This window comes from Flavobacterium sp. WC2409, assembly GCF_041200085.1.
GTDB lineage: Bacteria > Bacteroidota > Bacteroidia > Flavobacteriales > Flavobacteriaceae > Flavobacterium.
In genome coordinates this window covers 1,377,694-1,395,298 of the sequence record NZ_CP165625.1, presented here as the reverse complement: position 1 = coordinate 1,395,298, position 17,605 = coordinate 1,377,694, and the positions used below count along the sequence as shown (strand labels likewise).

18 protein-coding genes are annotated in these 17,605 nt (G+C 32.4%); 4 read left to right on the top strand and 14 right to left on the bottom strand.

The window, feature by feature from the left end:
- Positions 1-3: 3 nt before the first annotated feature.
- The 3 genes from AB3G34_RS06055 to AB3G34_RS06045 are packed head-to-tail and all read left to right on the top strand — an operon-like array spanning position 4 to position 3,041.
- Positions 4-1,239 carry an MFS transporter gene (locus tag AB3G34_RS06055; protein ID WP_367769850.1) on the top strand — a complete coding sequence of 412 codons (1,236 nt, stop codon included), beginning with the start codon at positions 4-6 and terminating at the stop codon, positions 1,237-1,239.
- An 11-nt stretch (positions 1,240-1,250) separates the two neighbouring features.
- Complete coding sequence (locus tag AB3G34_RS06050; protein WP_367769848.1) at positions 1,251-2,147, top strand: hydroxypyruvate isomerase family protein; 897 nt, start codon at positions 1,251-1,253, stop codon at positions 2,145-2,147.
- 18 nt (positions 2,148-2,165) lie between these two features.
- Positions 2,166-3,041: a sugar phosphate isomerase/epimerase family protein gene (locus AB3G34_RS06045; protein WP_369753793.1), complete on the top strand. Its 876-nt coding sequence runs from the start codon at positions 2,166-2,168 to the stop codon at positions 3,039-3,041.
- Positions 3,042-3,077: 36 nt separating this feature from the next.
- Here AB3G34_RS06045 and AB3G34_RS06040 read toward each other — a convergent pair whose 3' ends face one another.
- The gene (locus AB3G34_RS06040; RefSeq protein WP_369753792.1) at positions 3,078-4,076 is read right to left on the bottom strand and encodes a phytanoyl-CoA dioxygenase family protein; all 999 of its coding nucleotides are present in this window, start codon (positions 4,074-4,076) and stop codon (positions 3,078-3,080) included.
- Between the two features lie 157 nt (positions 4,077-4,233).
- Here AB3G34_RS06040 and AB3G34_RS06035 point away from each other — a divergent pair, with 157 nt between their 5' ends.
- A complete protein-coding gene (locus AB3G34_RS06035; RefSeq protein ID WP_369753791.1) occupies positions 4,234-5,070 on the top strand; it encodes an AraC family transcriptional regulator in 837 nt (278 codons plus the stop codon).
- A 12-nt stretch (positions 5,071-5,082) separates the two neighbouring features.
- On the opposite strand, the gene AB3G34_RS06030 is transcribed toward AB3G34_RS06035, so the two are convergent.
- The 13 genes from AB3G34_RS06030 to hisC all read right to left on the bottom strand — a co-directional run bounded on the left by AB3G34_RS06030 (position 5,083) and on the right by hisC (position 17,599).
- Positions 5,083-5,757, bottom strand: a complete 675-nt coding sequence (locus AB3G34_RS06030; protein WP_367769836.1) for a DUF4240 domain-containing protein — start codon at positions 5,755-5,757, stop codon at positions 5,083-5,085.
- Between the two features lie 59 nt (positions 5,758-5,816).
- Entirely contained in the window at positions 5,817-7,472 is a 1,656-nt protein-coding gene (locus tag AB3G34_RS06025) for a M1 family metallopeptidase (RefSeq protein WP_369753789.1), read from the bottom strand.
- A gap of 50 nt (positions 7,473-7,522) precedes the next feature.
- Positions 7,523-8,737, bottom strand: coding sequence for an acetyl-CoA carboxylase biotin carboxylase subunit family protein (locus AB3G34_RS06020; protein WP_369753788.1), 1,215 nt, complete (start codon positions 8,735-8,737; stop codon positions 7,523-7,525).
- Between the two features lie 5 nt (positions 8,738-8,742).
- On the bottom strand, positions 8,743-10,173 hold the full coding sequence (locus AB3G34_RS06015) for a M17 family metallopeptidase (protein ID WP_369753787.1): 1,431 nt from the start codon (positions 10,171-10,173) through the stop codon (positions 8,743-8,745).
- Positions 10,174-11,310, bottom strand: coding sequence for an alpha/beta hydrolase (locus AB3G34_RS06010; RefSeq protein WP_367753028.1), 1,137 nt, complete (start codon positions 11,308-11,310; stop codon positions 10,174-10,176). It abuts the gene before it with no gap.
- A gap of 138 nt (positions 11,311-11,448) precedes the next feature.
- On the bottom strand, positions 11,449-12,048 hold the full coding sequence (hisIE, locus tag AB3G34_RS06005; RefSeq protein WP_369753785.1) for a bifunctional phosphoribosyl-AMP cyclohydrolase/phosphoribosyl-ATP diphosphatase HisIE: 600 nt from the start codon (positions 12,046-12,048) through the stop codon (positions 11,449-11,451).
- Positions 12,049-12,111: 63 nt separating this feature from the next.
- Positions 12,112-12,867, bottom strand: a complete 756-nt coding sequence (gene hisF, locus AB3G34_RS06000) for an imidazole glycerol phosphate synthase subunit HisF (protein ID WP_369753784.1) — start codon at positions 12,865-12,867, stop codon at positions 12,112-12,114.
- Between the two features lie 33 nt (positions 12,868-12,900).
- On the bottom strand, positions 12,901-13,260 hold the full coding sequence (locus AB3G34_RS05995) for a four helix bundle protein (RefSeq protein WP_369753783.1): 360 nt from the start codon (positions 13,258-13,260) through the stop codon (positions 12,901-12,903).
- Positions 13,261-13,276: 16 nt separating this feature from the next.
- The gene (hisA, locus tag AB3G34_RS05990) at positions 13,277-14,008 is read right to left on the bottom strand and encodes a 1-(5-phosphoribosyl)-5-[(5-phosphoribosylamino)methylideneamino]imidazole-4-carboxamide isomerase (protein WP_367769816.1); all 732 of its coding nucleotides are present in this window, start codon (positions 14,006-14,008) and stop codon (positions 13,277-13,279) included.
- Positions 14,009-14,104: 96 nt separating this feature from the next.
- Entirely contained in the window at positions 14,105-14,692 is a 588-nt protein-coding gene (gene hisH, locus AB3G34_RS05985) for an imidazole glycerol phosphate synthase subunit HisH (RefSeq protein WP_369753782.1), read from the bottom strand.
- 78 nt (positions 14,693-14,770) lie between these two features.
- A complete protein-coding gene (hisB, locus tag AB3G34_RS05980) occupies positions 14,771-15,907 on the bottom strand; it encodes a bifunctional histidinol-phosphatase/imidazoleglycerol-phosphate dehydratase HisB (RefSeq protein WP_369753780.1) in 1,137 nt (378 codons plus the stop codon).
- Positions 15,908-16,094: 187 nt separating this feature from the next.
- Positions 16,095-16,520: a DUF2846 domain-containing protein gene (locus AB3G34_RS05975; protein WP_369753779.1), complete on the bottom strand. Its 426-nt coding sequence runs from the start codon at positions 16,518-16,520 to the stop codon at positions 16,095-16,097.
- 29 nt (positions 16,521-16,549) lie between these two features.
- Complete coding sequence (gene hisC / locus AB3G34_RS05970; RefSeq protein ID WP_369753778.1) at positions 16,550-17,599, bottom strand: histidinol-phosphate transaminase; 1,050 nt, start codon at positions 17,597-17,599, stop codon at positions 16,550-16,552.
- Between the last annotated feature and the right edge of the window lie 6 nt (positions 17,600-17,605).

The following is a 17,605-nucleotide window of genomic DNA, read 5'->3' as shown; positions in this document are numbered from 1 at the left end:
TCAATGAATACTACAATACGAATAAAACTATCAATAATGATGTTCCTAGAATTTTTTATCTGGGGTGCGTGGTTCGTAACATTAGGAACCTTTTTAGCAAGTAATTTAAAAGCCTCTGGAGCTGATTCAGCTGCAGTTTTTTCAACACAGTCGTGGGGTGCAATCATAGCACCGTTTATTATCGGATTGATAGCTGACCGCTATTTTAATGCTGAGAAAATATTAGGAATTCTTCACCTTGTGGGTGCATTTTTAATGTATCAAATGTATATGTCGGATGATGTTAGTGTATTTTATTATTTTGTTTTAGGATATATGATACTATTTATGCCAACATTGGCCCTAGTAAATTCAGTATCGTTTAATCAAATGACTGATCCTGAAAAAGAATTTTCAAACATTAGAGTTTGGGGAACAATTGGATGGATCTTAGCAGGTTTATCAATTAGTTATTTGTTTCATTGGGATTCTGTAGAAGGGGTTTCTAGTGGAATGCTAAAAAATACATTTTTACTTGCAGGAATAGTATCATTAGTATTAGGTATTTTTAGTTTTGTGTTACCAAAAACACCTCCAAAGGTTGCTTCTACTGAGAAAATTAAAATTGGTGATTTATTAGGGTTTGACGCCTTAAAATTATTAAAAGATAAAAACTTTGCTGTATTCTTTATTTCTTCAATTCTTATCTGTATTCCATTGGCGTTTTATTATCAAAATGCGCATCCTTTTTTGACTGCAGCAGGAATTGATAATCCAACAGGGAAAATGGCTATAGGTCAAGTGTCTGAGACTTTATTATTGCTTTTGCTTCCAGTGTTTTTTACAAGATTCGGATTCAAGAAAACAATTTTATTAGGAATGCTTGCTTGGGCAATTCGTTATGCTTTGTTTGCTTATGGTAATGGGGATAACTTGAGTTTTATGCTTATTATTGGGATTGCATTGCATGGTATTTGTTATGATTTCTTCTTTGTGGCTGGACAAATTTATACCAACTCAAAAGCGGGAGAAAAATATAAAAGTGCTGCACAAGGCTTAATAACTCTTGCTACTTATGGAGTTGGTATGTTAATTGGTTTTGCAGTTGCAGGATGGATTACAGATAATTACAAAATGATTGATGGTGCAATTAACTGGCAAATGGTTTGGATTATTCCTGCTGCAATTGCTTTTGGTGTATTTTTATTTTTTGCTGCTTTATTCAATGAAAAAAGTAAAAATAAAGTTGAAGCAGCCTAAATATAATTTTTATGAGTAATCAAATAAATAGAAGATCTGTAATAAAAGGAATCCTTGCTGGAACTGCAGTATTAGGATTTCCATCTGGCTTTTCTGCTATGGCCAATACTAAAGAGGAAGTAAGTAATATGACATCTGGTATATTAAAAGGAAAATTAAATCATTCTGTTGCCCGTTGGTGCTTTAATGATTTTGATATTGAAACGCTTTGTACTGAAGTAAAAAAAATGGGAATCACTGGAATTGATTTAGTGGGCCCTAAAGATTGGCCAATATTGAAAAAACATAATCTAGTTTCAACAATGTGTAATGGTGCTGAACTCAATTTAGTAGATGGTTTTAACGATTTGCAATTTCATGAAGCGCTTATTAAGAATTATACTGAAATGATTCCGTTAGTTGCTGATGCAGGATATAAAAATCTAATTTGTTTCAGTGGAAGCCGAAGAGGTAAAACGGATGAAGAAGGTTGGCAAAATTGTGTTACTGGTTTACAAAAGTTAATTCCGCTGGCCGAAAAACACAATGTTACCTTAGTGATGGAGCTTTTAAATAGTAAAATTGACCATCATGATTACCAATGTGACAGAACATCATGGGGAGTAGAATTGGCTAAACGATTAAATACAGAAAACTTCAAATTACTTTATGACATCTACCATATGCAAATTGATGAAGGTGATGTAATTAGAAATATTACTGATAATCATCAATATATTGCTCATTTTCACACTGCTGGTGTTCCCGGCCGACATGAAATTGACGAGACTCAGGAGCTAAATTATGTTGCAATTATGAAAGCAATCGCAGCAACTGGTTATAAGGGATTCATTGGTCAAGAATTTATACCTAAAAATGCTAACAAATTAGAATCTTTGAGAAAAGCGATTCTAATTTGTGATATCTAATAAACTAAAAACAAACTCATGATAAAAAGAAGAGATTTTTTAATAAATAGTGGCTTGGCGCTAAGTGCATTAGCCATTGCCCCTTCCTTTGCATTTGCTGCAAAAAAGAAAGCGATTGGAATTCAATTATGGACATTGAGAGATACTTTTCCAAAAGATGTTAAAGGAGTATTGGCTCAAGTTGGAAAAATAGGATTTAACGAAGTGGAAACTTTTGGTTTTTCTCCCACAAAAGGTTTTTTTGGGACATCAGTTAAGGATTTCAAAAAAATGCTTTGTGACAATGATTTAAAAGCAACGAGTAATCATTTTGATTTTAATGGTTATATAGAAAATGGTAATACAGATGTAATTAAGTCCTACACTGAAGCAGCTAATATATTAGGTAGTGAATACATTACTGTTCCTTATGTTGTGGAGAACTTAAGAGGTAAAACTGGGGATGATTATAAAAAATTAGCCTTAAAAGTTAATAAAGCAGCCGAAATTTGCAAGGCCGCTGGTTTAAAATTAGCATATCACAATCATGATTTTGAATTTACTAAATTCGGAGCAACTAATGGTTATGAAATTTTACTAAATGAAACTGATAAAAAATTAGTTGATTTTGAAATGGATTTATATTGGGTAGTACGTGCAGGCCATGATCCATTGCAATTATTTAAAGAACATCCAGGCCGTTTTAAAATGTGGCATGTAAAAGATATGGATAAAGCCAATCATGAATTTAATGCTGTGATAGGAACTGGAACTATTGACTTTAAATCTATTTTTGCTCAATCGGAACTTTCTGGAATGAAACGTTTCTTTTTGGAACATGAAAGTAACTACATTCCTAATCCAATAGAATCTGCAGCTGCTAGTTATAATTATATAAAGAACAACTTAATATAAAGCCACAAAAAAGGGATACTTTTCGTATCCCTTTTTTTATTCCCATTTATCAAGTCCTAATAATTTTTTACCTAAATCGGTCAATTCTGCAGTTTCATATTTAGTTTGTTCCCATTTGCGTGGATCTCCCGGAAAAGCATATCCTTCAGGTGCCACCCTATTTTTCCAAGAATTAATACGCCATTGTTTAAGCTCTTCATTATCTTCTTCTGCTGGCATCATAGAAATATATTGTGCCATTCTCACTTTATCCTTTGTTATATTAGGCCGTATCCCATGTGGCTGTGTACTATTGAAAATTAATAAATCCCCAGCTTCCATTTTTACTTTTACAAATTTATCTTCTAATCCTGTTACATCTGGTTTAAAACGGTTACGATCTTCGGGTTGTGTTAATTTCCAGGTATCATAATTGCGATATAAATCAGGAATACATTGAAAACCTCCCATATTTTCATCCGTTTGATCAGCTAAGGCAAGAACTCCTTGAACGTTTTGTGGCTTGGTGTCAGGATCATAATCCCAATGAATAAATCCTTTAAAATCAAAACCAGGTCTGATTGGCAAATTGAGATTAGCTCTATCAATAGTCACCCATAATTTCTCAGTTCCCCAGATATCAACAAATGCGTCATATACTTTCTGCATTTGTCTATTATCCCACTGGTATTGGTGATTGTACACTTCGACCATACCACTATTAGTAAGTTCTTTCATTTGCATTTCGGCTCTTGGTGGAGCGTACCAAGTTTCGGGGTCATTTTGATTTTTTTCTTCAAATTCCCATAAAAAGTCAGCCATCTTTTTAGCATTCTCCTTTGGAACAGCATTTTTTATCACAATATATCCGTTCTTTTTCCAAAATTTCCAATCTTCTTCTGTTAATAAACGTAAGGGCTTCCCATCAGAACGATCATTCAATTTTAAAGTACTCGATTTTGCCGTTGAAGGATTTCCAGGAATGTCTTTATGAGCATTATTATTTGCCATCGTAGGCACCATATTTGGTGTCATTGTTTTTTCCTTATTTTCCATTATTTGAATATTTAGTTATTATTAATAATTCAAAATTATAAAAAATGAATGCCATTAATTTCTACAAAATTCTCTTCTATTTGTACAATATTGATTTGTTTACTACTTTTAATCGTTATTATGTATATTTTTGAACAATTAATAGTTTTAAATAAAAATGAAAATAGTTTTTGAAGACATAAAAAGATTAGCAGGAAGCTCATTCCGAATATTAGTAAATCCAAAATTGAACGATTTCTATTATTGGCATTTTCACCCTGAATTTGAACTAACTTTTATCGTTGCCCCAAGTGGAACAAGACGTGTAGGAAATCATGTGGGTAATTTTGAAGGAAGTGACTTGGTCTTTATAGGATCTAATATTCCACATTTGAATTTCGATTATGGAATAAAAACAGAATATGAAAAAGTAGTTTTACAAGTAAACGAAGATTTTTTCAAAAATGATTTGGCAGTTACTCCTGAGTTAGCATCAATTTATCAATTCTTTGAGAATTCTAAAAGAGTGATTTGTTTTAATGGAAAAATCAAAGATACAGTTGGTAAAAGACTCCAAAAATTACATTTATTATCTCATTTCGAGCAATTTATAGAAGTATTGAGTCTATTTCAATTACTTGCAAATTCTACTGAAATGACACTTTTACATGATGTTCCCTTTGAAAACATGTATAATAACAAAGAGCAATTGCGATTGAAAATTGTTTACGAATTTATTGAAGAAAACTTTCAAAGACCCATTTCATTAGAAGAAATAGCCGAAAAAACGAATTTATCTAAAGCTGCTTTTTGTCGCTATTTTAAAAAAATGACGCAATTAACTTTTATAGAATTCCTTAATCAGTATCGAATCGAGCAAGCTAAAAGGCTGTTAAAAAGCGATAAAAATGTGACAGAGACCTGTTATGAATGTGGATTTGAAAGTTTATCTTATTTTAATCGAATTTTTAAAAAGGTAGTTGGTAAAAACCCTATTCAATTTAAGAAAAAATAATTGTTTGTTATTTTATTTCCAAAGATTTTTAAATAAAATAGGGCAAATTACTCCCATAGTATTAGGTTCGTCGACATTCCATGAAAATTTCAAAACAGGGTAATTTTCATCATTTGTAACAAATCTATCGTAATCTATATAAGAGAATAATTCTTTATCGGTTTTGTTTTTAAAAGCATTCATCGCCACATACCAAAAACCTTCAAACTCATAGTTCTCCTGCCCTTTTGTTACTAAATTAATTAGAGCATCAGGATTATCTTTTACTTTATAGAATGCATCTTTTCCCTTAGCAATTAACCAACATCTAAAATATTCAAAACCACCATCAGAACAACCACCGTTGATAATATATGCTGCACACCATAAATTTTCATTATAAGTGTCAAAAAGAAGTTTGTCAGTTCTTAAACGAAAACCAATCATTTCTTTTGGGCTTAACTTTTCAATTTCTGAAATTAAAAAAAGCTCTTGGTCCTCTTGGTTTGTAGTTTGTTTTATTGAGTTTTCAACTATTGTCCAATATAAATCCTCATTAAGCATTTCACTTGACTTAGCGATTGCTATTGTATCACCCAAAGTACTGGTGTTCGCAATTGCTAGATCTTGATTCTTAACATTAGTTTGACCCATTGCAAAATGACTAACAAATAATAAAGAAAACAATTTTATGGCTGAATTTTTCATGATTTGAAAAGTATTTTACAGTTGATTATTTTAAAAAACTGAGGTAAAATTAGCAAAATTTATTCTGAAATATCAAATCCTGCTACATAAAAATCCTTGTCTATTTGTAATTTTTTTATTTTGAATTCAGCAGTTTCAGTACTCCATTCAGTATTAGGTTTTAACCATTTTTCTTTTCCATCAATTAAAACTTTTACTGGCATATTAAATCCTTTTACACAATTTGTCCAACGAAAACCCAATTTGTTTTCTTTGAAATAATATTCTAAAGTTGGAATATGAGTATCTCTTAAGTATTGATTAAAAACGGTTGATAAGTCAATTCCAACTGCTGTTGTCAAATAATCTTCAATTTGTTTTGTAGTTACTGTTTGATGGTAAAAAGTACTGTTTAATCCTCTAAGGATAGAACGCCATTTTTCATCATTATTTACAATTTGGCGAATTGTATGTAACATATTTCCTCCCTTAGGATACATATCGCCAGAACCTTCATTGTTTACATCGTAATTTCCAATGATTGGCTTATCATTCTTAATTCCTTTTCTTGTACCTCTAACATACTCGGCTCCCGCTTCTTTTCCATAATAATATTCTACAAAAAGACTTTCTGCATAATTGGTAAAGCTTTCATGGATCCACATATCAGCAATATCTCGATATGTTATATTATTAGCAAACCATTCGTGTCCCGATTCATGAATAATTATAAAATCAAATTTTAGACCCCAGCCAGTTCCACTTAAATCTCGACCTCGATATCCATTTTTAAAACCATTACCATATGTAACGGAACTTTGATGTTCCATTCCTAAATAAGGCGCTTCAACAAGTTTATAACTATCTTCATAAAAAGGATAAGGGCCAAACCAATGTTCAAAAGCTTTAAGCATGCGCGGAACGTCTTTGAATTGCTCTTTGGCTTTAGCCAAATTATCTCTCAATACATAATAACTGCAATCTAGATCTCCTTTTTCTCCTTTGTATTTTTCAGAAAAAGTAACATAATCCCCAATGTTTATGTTGACTCCATAATTATTAATAGGGTTTGAAACATACCAATTGTACGTTTTTGTTCCATCTTTTAATTTTTTTACGCTTAGTAAACGGCCATTGGAAACATCCATCAAATTTCCTGGCACATTTACGCTAATCAGCATATTTTCCACTTCGTCATACATATGATCTTTATTGGGCCACCAAACACTGGCTCCCAATCCTTGACAAGACGAAGCTATAAATAAATTATTGTTAGAATCTTTTTTCCAAGTGATTCCTCCATCCCAAGGTGGATTTACTGCAACTTTTGGTTTTCCTCCGTAAAAAACAATAAGTTCTTTTGTGGCACCAATAATTTGTGGTGAAACTAAATCAATAAAAAAGGCATTTCCTTCTCGGGTATATTTTAGCGTTTTGCCATCTTGAATTACTTTATAGATTTCCATTGGATTTTGTAAATCTACCTGCATCTTATTATACTCTTCTAATACTTTATATGTAATAGTGTTAGACCCTGTAATTGTGCTATCTGAAGGATTAACTTTAATATCTAAATGATACTTTTTCACATCCCACCACGCTCTCTCTTTTGTAATACTTCCTCGTAAAGTATCCTGTCTAGTAAATTGTAATTCAGACTTTGATAAAAGACCTTGAGCCGTACTATTTTGTAAAAACAGTAAAAATAAAAAAATGGATGCGAAATACTTTTTCATGAAATTGTGAGGATATAAATATTTTTTTTGTAGTTTTTTAAAACTGAGAATTAATGAAGTTTGACTATTTTTTCTTGTTTTAGGACTACTGAAAAATCAGCTAATAAGCGATCAACATAGTCATTTAGTAACTCCAATATTCTTTCATTTTTATCAGATTGTACAATTAAACCGGCATGATACTCTAAAGGAACTTTAAAACAAACTTCGGGGTCTGAAAAAGAAGATAAATCAGGGTGCTGATATTTTGATAAAGTCAAAACGATACCAGCATATTCTTTTTTTACTTTTGGTAATTTATATTTTTTTCCTTTTACCAAAGCGTCCTCAATTGCCGCCCACTCTTTCCATAAATTAATATTAGAAGCTGCAGCAACCATTTCTGCTAAATGGGCACCTCCTACTCTAGATGACGTTTCTAAAAAGTAGATTTCACCATCTTCATTGCATTTTATAAATTCAGTATGTGCAGCACCATGTTTTAAACCAAAACCTTTCATGACTTGTTCATTTACTTCTTTAATTGCTACATCATCATCAGAACCATACGGGATATTTGAACTTCTAAATACACCTCCACCTTGTGAAATTTCCATGGGTGTAGCTAAATATTTAGATGTTATGCTAAATATTACTTTTTTATCTAAAATTAAACTGTCACAATGGTATACATCTCCAGGTTTAAATTGTTCTAATAAATATTTGAAACGATTATTACCCATTTCGTTGATATGTATCCATAAAGTTTCTTTGTCATATACTTTAATTATCCCTGAAGCTGAAGCTTCTGAACGTGGCTTTAAGACCCACGGAGCTGGAACAGTATCCGCAAATGTATTGATATCATGATCATTGAATAAGGAACAAAATGCGGGATTTGGAATTCCACAACTTTTTGCTCTCATGCGCATGGCTAATTTATCTCTAAAATAACGACCAGTGGTTTGACCCATCCCATCAATACGCAAGTTTTCCCTAAGATATGTTGCTTTCTCAACATCATAATCATCCAAAGCAACTATGGCATCTATTTTATTGGATTTCATTAAATTACCAACACCTAATAATAAATGCTCTAAATTCCAATCGGTATCTTGGCCCTGCATATAAAAAGTTTCTTCTATAGCTTCATGTGGCCAAGGTTTATCTCTTAATTTTTCACTGGTAATTAGGTATACTTTATTTCCAAGACTTTTTAAATGAGTCAAAAAATCGGCTCCTTTGAAATAGTTCGAAATACAAATGAAGGTTTTAGCATTTTCCATAAGCTTTATAAATTTTCAATGAATTTAGTTAATAAATGAACACCATAGGCAGTAGCATGTTTACTTTTTGCAAATTCATCATCCCCAAATGCAACTCCAGCAACATCGAGATGCGCCCACGCTGGGTGTTCTTGAGTAAAAAATTCCAAAAATTTGGCAGCACTGATCGCACCTGCTACTGGTTTTCCACTATAATTTTTAACGTCAGCGATGTCACTTTCAATATCTTGTTTATACACATCCCAAAGTGGCAATGGCCATAAACGCTCTCCTACAGCATCTCCTGCTTCTTGTATTTTTTTAGAAACAACTTCGTTATTGGTAAATAAAGCACCACATTCATACCCTAAAGTACCCACACTACTGCCGGTAAGAGTCGCAACATCTACAATATACTCAGGTTGGTAATTTTTGATTAAATAGGATAAACCATCTGCTAATATAAGTCGGCCTTCTGCATCTGTATCAATAATTTCAATTGAATTCCCGCTATAACTTTGAATCACATCACTAGGTAAAAAAGAAGTCTTATCTACTGAATTTTCAGCACATGGTACAATTGCAGTAACTTGAACTGGTAATTGCAAATCGGCTATCAACTGCATGGCGCCAAATACAGCAGCTCCACCTGCCATATCACATTTCATATGGACCATTCCTGCCGTTTTAATATTTAATCCCCCTGTATCAAAAGTGATTCCCTTTCCTACTAATCCAACGTGTTTTAACTTTTCTGCATTTTTCTTTGGAGTGTAGCTCATAATGACAAACTGTGGTTCATTTTGACTTCCTTTTCCAACAGCCAAAAAAGCACCTAAACCTTCAATTTTTGAAGCTTCTAGACCCAGCACTTTAATATCAAATCCATATTTAGTCCCTTTATCTTGCGCCCAACTAGCTAAATATTTTGGAGTTACTTTATTTGGAGGTAGATCTACTAGAGCTAATGTTTCTAATTGTGCTTTAGCGATTTTTATTGCTTTATTTATCACATCTGAAAAATCCTTGGTCGATACAATTTCCAATTCAAAATTAGTATCCAAAAACGGATGATCTACTTGTTTTTTATAGTGTCCTAAGTTATATGTACCTAAAAGTAATCCAGATACTACTGCTTCTACTTGTTCGTCGCTGAATTCTTCTGGAATATTTAAAGCAACTTGTTTAGAAAAAGATTCTTTTTCTTTAACTGCAATTCTACGAAAAGTGGTCTTTAAAGATTTATAATCAATTGATTTTCCTAGTCCAATAAAAATAAAAGTAGTATCGTTTTTCTCTGCCAGATAATGCGTATCTTTTTTACCATAAAAAACTTTAGATGAAATGGATAAATCACCAAATTGGATTGGAATTAGATTTTTCGGATTGGTTTCAAAGACAGGTATTAACACCGATCCTGCAAAATTTTCTAAACTAGCAATTTTCTTTGTTTTCATTTAATTTTCTTTTGTGTTAAAAAAAAGCCATTCAATAGCTTTAGGAAATTCATCACTCCAATAAATTTCGTTATGTTTCCCTTGTTTATTAATACTTAAATTGATTTTCATTTTATCCTTAACAAATTCACTTGCGATGATGCGCTCTTTGAAATTTTTTACATGAGAAACCATTGTTTCACTTTCATCTCCACCAGCATACAAGTATATTTTTGTATCTGAATTATTTTCATCATCAACTTTAATTTTTAAGTCTGGTTTAACCCATAAGGAAGGAGAGAAAATCATTAAGCGACCAAATACATCTGGATATCTTAATCCACTAAAAATACTAATTAGTCCGCCCATAGAGCTTCCTCCTATTCCTGTGTTTTGACGGTCTTTTTTTGTTCTAAAATTGGTATCAACAAATGGTTTTAAAGTTTCTATTAGAAATTTTATATATTTTTTTCCTTGTCCTTTTCCTAAAACGGTTTTACCTACATTGTATTCTTTAATACGATCTTCTTCAGCGTGTTCAATAGCAATAATAATGATTTTCCCAATTTTATATTCGGACATTACAGCCAACTTTTTATCTATTTCCCAATTGCCATATTCTGCCTCTTCATTAAATAAATTTTGAGCATCCTGCAAATACATTACGGGGTAACTTTCACTTGAATTATCGTAATCATGTGGCAATAATGCCCATATTTTTCTCGTTTTATTTAACTGAGGAATTTCAAATTCATCCGATATTAAAACAACTTGCGGTAAATAATTTTGTTTAAATGGAAGCCAGTTTTTCCTCCATCTAATTACATGTTCGTTCTGAATTCCAGTATGTTTATTAGTCTCTCTATTTTCTGTACGATTTCCGCTTAGGTCAATTTCTACTTCACTCCAATCTCCTTTTGTGAATTTATATAGAAGTTTTTCAGGATAATTATAATCATGAGTAAACTTATAATGATATAATCCATTACCTATTTTCTCCATCAAAAACTCTTTGTCTTGGGTAAGCCAATTATTAAAATTACCTGAAATATATACTGGTCGCGAATCATCTTCGTCAGTAGTTAATATGATATGTAAACCGGTTTTTATAATAGTATGATTTAAGTCTTCAGTTTCTATTGTATTGTCAAAATTCATAATATGTAATGTGGTATTTCTTTTAAATAAAAGTAAATATAGTGGATTGCATAATCAAAAAAAAGAAAAAAGAAAACCCAATAATGAATCGCTTCATTATTGGGTTTTATTATATTTAAATTAATAAGAAAAACTGCTCTATTTTTGACGACTTTTCAATACTTCAACAACATCATTGAGTTGAAATCCTTTGGCTTGCAGTAGTATTAAATAGTGAAAAAGTAAATCAGCACTTTCACTCAAGAACAAATCATCATTATCATCTTTTGCCTCTATAACAACTTCTATTGCTTCCTCACCTACTTTTTGAGCAATTTTGTTCATTCCTAATTTGAACAATGAAGCTACATAGCTTTTCTCTGAATCAGCATTTTCACGACGTGTTTTAATCGTTTCTTCTAAATGCGAAATAAATCCATAATCCGCTTTGTTTTCGGTTTGCCAGCAGGTATCTGCACCAGTATGACAAGTAGGTCCAACTGGTTTTGCTTGAACTAGTAAAGTATCACCATCACAGTCATTTTTTATATCAACCAAATTTAAAAAGTTACCACTTTCTTCCCCTTTTGTCCAAAGTCTTTGCTTAGAACGACTGAAAAAAGTTACTTTTTGAGTTTCAATTGTTTTTTGATACGCTTCCTCATTCATGTAACCCAACATTAAAACCGCTTTAGTCTGACTGTCTTGTATAATGGCTGGAATTAATCCGTATGCACTTTTTGAAAAATCTATGTTCATGTTATTTTATTTAATGATTGAAAAATTAAAAGATTATCAAATCTGACGTCTTTCCTCTTTCTTTTATAATCTTACTTCGATGTTGTGTTTTTGAAGTTCTTGCTTCAAAGTTCGGATTTCAATTTCTTTAAAATGAAAAACGCTTGCTGCCAATGCTGCATCTGCTTTTCCTTCTATAAAACTGTCAACAAAATGCTGTATGTTTCCTGCGCCTCCTGATGCAATAATAGGAATATTAACCAAGGTAGATAATTTAGACAAAGCTACATTAGCAAATCCATTTTTAGTTCCATCATTATCCATTGAAGTAAACAGTATTTCTCCTGCACCTCTCTCGGCAACTTCTGTAGCCCAATCAAATAAATTCAATTCAGTAGGCACTTTTCCACCAACTAAATGTACAATCCATTGCCCGTCAATTTGTTTTGCATCAATGGCAACAACAACACACTGACTTCCAAATTTTTGTGCTAAATCATTGATTAGTTGCGGATTTTTTACCGCAGATGAATTAATAGATACTTTATCAGCACCATTTTGCAATAATATTTCAACATCTTCAACAGATGAAATTCCCCCACCAACCGTAAACGGAATATTAATAGTCGAAGCTACTTTGCGAACTAAATCAACCAATGTTTTTCTACGTTCTTCAGTTGCAGAAATATCAAGAAAAACCAATTCATCAGCACCTTCATCTGAATAAATTTTGGCTAATTCCACTGGATCACCAGCATCGCGTAAGTCAACGAAATTTACGCCTTTTACGGTTCTTCCATTTTTAATATCGAGACAAGGTATTATTCTTTTTGTTAACATGTATAGTAAGTATTAATTAATAAGGATGAAGTATTAAGTTTTCTTCTGATTATTTTTAGCAGAGATGATAATGCTTTTTATCAGTTTTAAAACTTCAACGCCATCGTTATGTAAACTCTCAAATTCTTCTTGTGAAAGGTATTTTGTTGCTTGTAAAAGTTCTAACCAGTATAAAGTTTCGTCTGCCTCTTTTTGAGAAATTCCCATTTTATGAATGAAATCAGCTCTACTTTCCGCATTTTTAGCTTCGCGAATGTTTGCACCTATTGAAGTACCAGAGCGCAAAACTTGTTTGCTCATGACATATTCATTTCTAGAAACTAAAGTCTTGTAGAGGTTGACCATTCTAATCGCAAATGAAAAACTCTTTACCTTGATTATATCTTCTCCCATACTTACAACTTAATCCTTATGACTTACTACTTATAACGTAGTTCTCCAATTGTTTCAAACTAATTCGACCTTCATAAATCGCTTTCCCAATAATAGTTCCTTCGCAACCCAATTCGGCTAATTTAGGTAATTCATCAAAGGTAGAAATTCCACCAGACGCAATCAATTTTATTCCTTTGGCTTCTGCTAAAATTTTTGCATACAGATCAAAACTCGGACCTTCTAGCATCCCATCTTTTGCAATATCCGTACATATAACGTACTGAATCCCTTTATTTTGATAGTCCTGAATGAATGGAACCAAATCTTCATTAGAATCTTCTAACCAACCAGAAACTGCTACTTTTTCGTTATTGGCATCTGCTCCAAGAATGATTTTATCCGCACCATACTCTGCAATCCATTTTTCGAAAATAGCTCTATTTTTTACAGCGATACTTCCTCCTGTAATCTGGTTAGCACCACTTTCGAAAGCAATTTTTAAATCGGCATCCGATTTCAATCCACCACCAAAATCAATTTTCAAACTAGTTTGAGTTGCAATTTGTTCTAATATTTTATAGTTGACAATTTTACTCGATTTGGCTCCATCTAAATCAACCAAATGTAAATATTCTATTCCATGTGCTTCGAATGATTTTGCAACCTCTAGCGGGTTTTCATTGTATATGATTTTAGTATTGTAATCGCCTTTTGATAAACGAACACATTTTCCTTCGATGATATCTATAGCTGGTATAATTCGCATTTTTTATAATTTAAAGATTTAAAATTGAAGAATTTAAAGATTAGCAATTTTGAACGTAGAACTACTCCATCCAGAATTGCTTAATCATTACATCTTTCAATCATTTAATTTTAGAAAATTCTCTAGAATTTGCTCTCCTACATCACCGCTTTTTTCAGGATGAAATTGAGTACCGTAAAAATTGTTTTTTTGTAATGCCGAGGCATATTCAACTTCATAATTAGTTGTTGCAATGGATTCAACGCAGTCAGGGGCATAAAAACTGTGTACTAAATACATATATTCATTTTCTGCAATTCCTTTAAATAAAGGGGACTTCAGGTTATAAATAGTATTCCATCCCATTTGTGGCACTTTAACTTTTGGAGAAAATTTTAATACATCAACATCAAAAATTCCTAATCCCTTTGTATTTCCTTCCTCCGATTTATTACACATCAATTGCATTCCCAAACAAATTCCCAATACGGGTTGAGTCAAAGTAGGAATTAAGGTTTCTAAGCCACTTGCTAACAACATTTTCATCGCTGAACTTGCTTCACCAACACCTGGAAAAATTACTTTATCGGCAGCTTTGATTTCCTCAGGATTATTACTCAAAACCGCTTTAAATCCCAATCTTTCGATGGCAAACATAATGCTTTGAATGTTTCCTGCTCCGTAATTTATGATTACTATTTTCATTGTTTTTTTGTTTCAAGTTTAAAGTTTAAGGTTTAAAGTTCTACATAGAACCTGAAACTTTAAACTTTAAACAAATTTTTACAACATCCCCTTTGTCGATGGCAAAATCATTTTTTCGGTGTCGCGTTTTACGGCAACTTTTATCGCTTTGGCGAAAGCCTTAAAAATAGCCTCAATTTTATGGTGCTCGTTTTGTCCTTCGGCTTTGATGTTGATATTTGCTTTAGCTCCATCTGAAAAAGATTTAAAGAAATGCAAGAACATCTCTGTTGGCATTTTCCCAACCATTTCACGTTTAAATTCCGTTTCCCAAACCAACCAGTTTCTACCTCCAAAGTCAATAGCAACTTGTGCTAAGCAGTCGTCCATTGGTAAACAAAAACCGTAACGCTCAATACCCAGCTTGTTTCCTAATGCTTTCGCAAAAACTTCGCCTAGCGCAATTGCCGTGTCTTCTATGGTATGGTGCTCATCTACTTCCAAATCTCCTTTTACAAGAATTTCCAAGTCCATTTGGCCGTGACGCGCAATTTGGTCTAACATATGATCAAAAAAGGCAATTCCAGTTTCGATTTTGCTTTTCCCCGTACCATCCAGATTCAAATTAATGTAAATATCCGTTTCATTTGTTTTTCTTGATATTGTAGCGGAGCGTGCTTCTAATTTCAAAAACTCATAAATTACTTTCCAATCAGTGGATTGTAATGTAATAACGTCATCTAACTCCTCACGTTTCGAAGCAATCTCACCACTTCCTGCCCCTTCGCTGGTGTTCATAAAAATCGCTTTTGCACCTAGATTTTTAGCCAGTTCTACATCAGTCAATCGATCTCCTAATACGAAGGAATTTGCTAAATCATAGGCTGGATTATCAATATACTTTGTTAGCATTCCTGTCCTTGGCTTGCGTGTTGGTGCATTGTCTTCTGGAAAAGACCGATCTACAAAAATATCGTCAAATAAAACACCTTCGTTTTCAAAAGCTCTCAAAATGAAATTTTGTGTAGGCCAAAAAGTATCTTCCGGAAAACTGTCCGTCCCTAACCCATCTTGGTTAGTTACCATCACTAACTCATAATCCAATTCTTTCGCAATTTTAGCCAAATATTGAAATGATTTTGGATAAAATTCTAATTTATCTAAACTATCTAATTGGTATCCTTCTGGTTCTAAAACAATCGTTCCATCACGATCGATAAAAAGTACTTTTTTCATTTTTATATAAGCTTTTAACTGTTAGCTTTTAGCTAGTTGTGTTTGTTTTATTGTTTTTGGCGTGTCCCTGCGGGTCGGGCTATTCGTTCCCGCTTTTTTTATCTTGAAAAAACAAGATAAAAAAGAGCTTCACTACTATCCCTCACGCACTTTCAATCCAATTTATTTTATTTTTAAAACCTTGGAATTAAAGACACTTAGTATCTTCTTCCATTATTTTCATTTTTTGCGTTGCCGTATTTTCGGTTACTTCTTCACAATAAATGTTATTAATAAATAATCCCGTTTCAAATACCAATTGTACATAGGTAATTTTGCCTGCTTCAACTTGGACTTCAAACTTCTCCGCTTTCTCTTTAGATTTTTTTCCTCCAAATTGTACAGAGCATTCATGTTTACCAACAGGAACTTCGTGTATAGAATATTTTTTATTATTTAGTTTACAAACAAATTCTCCATCAATAAAAGTTTTAAAAGCAACTGCTGACCCTTGAAAACCAGTAGAGCGTAGAAAATAAATTTTACCCGTTTCAGTGGTCTTACTTTCTTGAGCTTGCATCGTAATATTAAAACTTAATGACATTAAAAGTACAATGATTAGTTTTTTATACATGTTGTTATTTTTAGTTTGATTATTTAAAATTAGCTTATCGCTAATAGTGCTTCCATTAATTTTTTATTTTCTTCTGCTGTTCCAATGGTTAAACGCAACGTGTTTTCACACAGTGGTTGGGTAGTTCTGTTTCGAATAACAATCCCTTTTGCGATTAATTCATTATAGCGTTTAGTCGCATCATCCACTTTAATCAACACAAAATTAGCTTCGGTTGGGTATATTTTAGAAACAAATTTCACCTCTTTTAATACTTTAAGTAAATCATCTCTTTGTATTATAATAGAGTCTATCTCAAGTTGAATTTTTTCGTTATCAGCTAGTCTTTCTAATGCTCTTTGTTGCGTTAATTCATTCACATTATACGGAGGTTTTATTTTGTTTAAAACCGAAATTATTCCAGCTGAAGCATAACAAATACCTAAACGAATTCCTGCCAAACCATAAGCTTTTGAAAGTGTTTGTGTAATGATTAAATTTGGATATTCATCTAATTCATTTAACCAACTTTGTTTTTTTGAAAAGTCGATATACGCTTCATCGATAACTACTAATCCATTAAAATTTTGAAGTAATGTCACTATACTTTCATCAGAAAAAGAGTTTCCTGTTGGGTTGTTTGGCGAACATAAAAAGATTATTTTAGTATTAGCATCTACAGTATCTAGAATGGAATCTATCTCTGGTTGGAAATCAGTAGAAAGTAATACTTCTTTATTGGTTACCGCATTAATATTGGCTAAAACCCCATACATTCCATATGTAGGCGGTAAAGTAATTACATTATCTTCTTTAGGCTCACAAAAAGCTCTAAATAGCAAATCCAATACTTCATCACTTCCGTTTCCTAATAAAACTTGATCGATTTTTAGGTTTCTTTGTTTGGCTAAAACTGCTTTCACGCTGCTTTGTTGTGGATCGGGATACCTGTTTACACCATTTTGATACGGATTTTCATTGGCATCCAAAAATATCATTTGAGCCACATCAAAATCTTTAAACTCATCACGAGCCGATGAATACGGCTTCATGGTTTTGACGTTCTCACGAACTAAATTATTTAAATCGAAATTTTCCATTTTCTT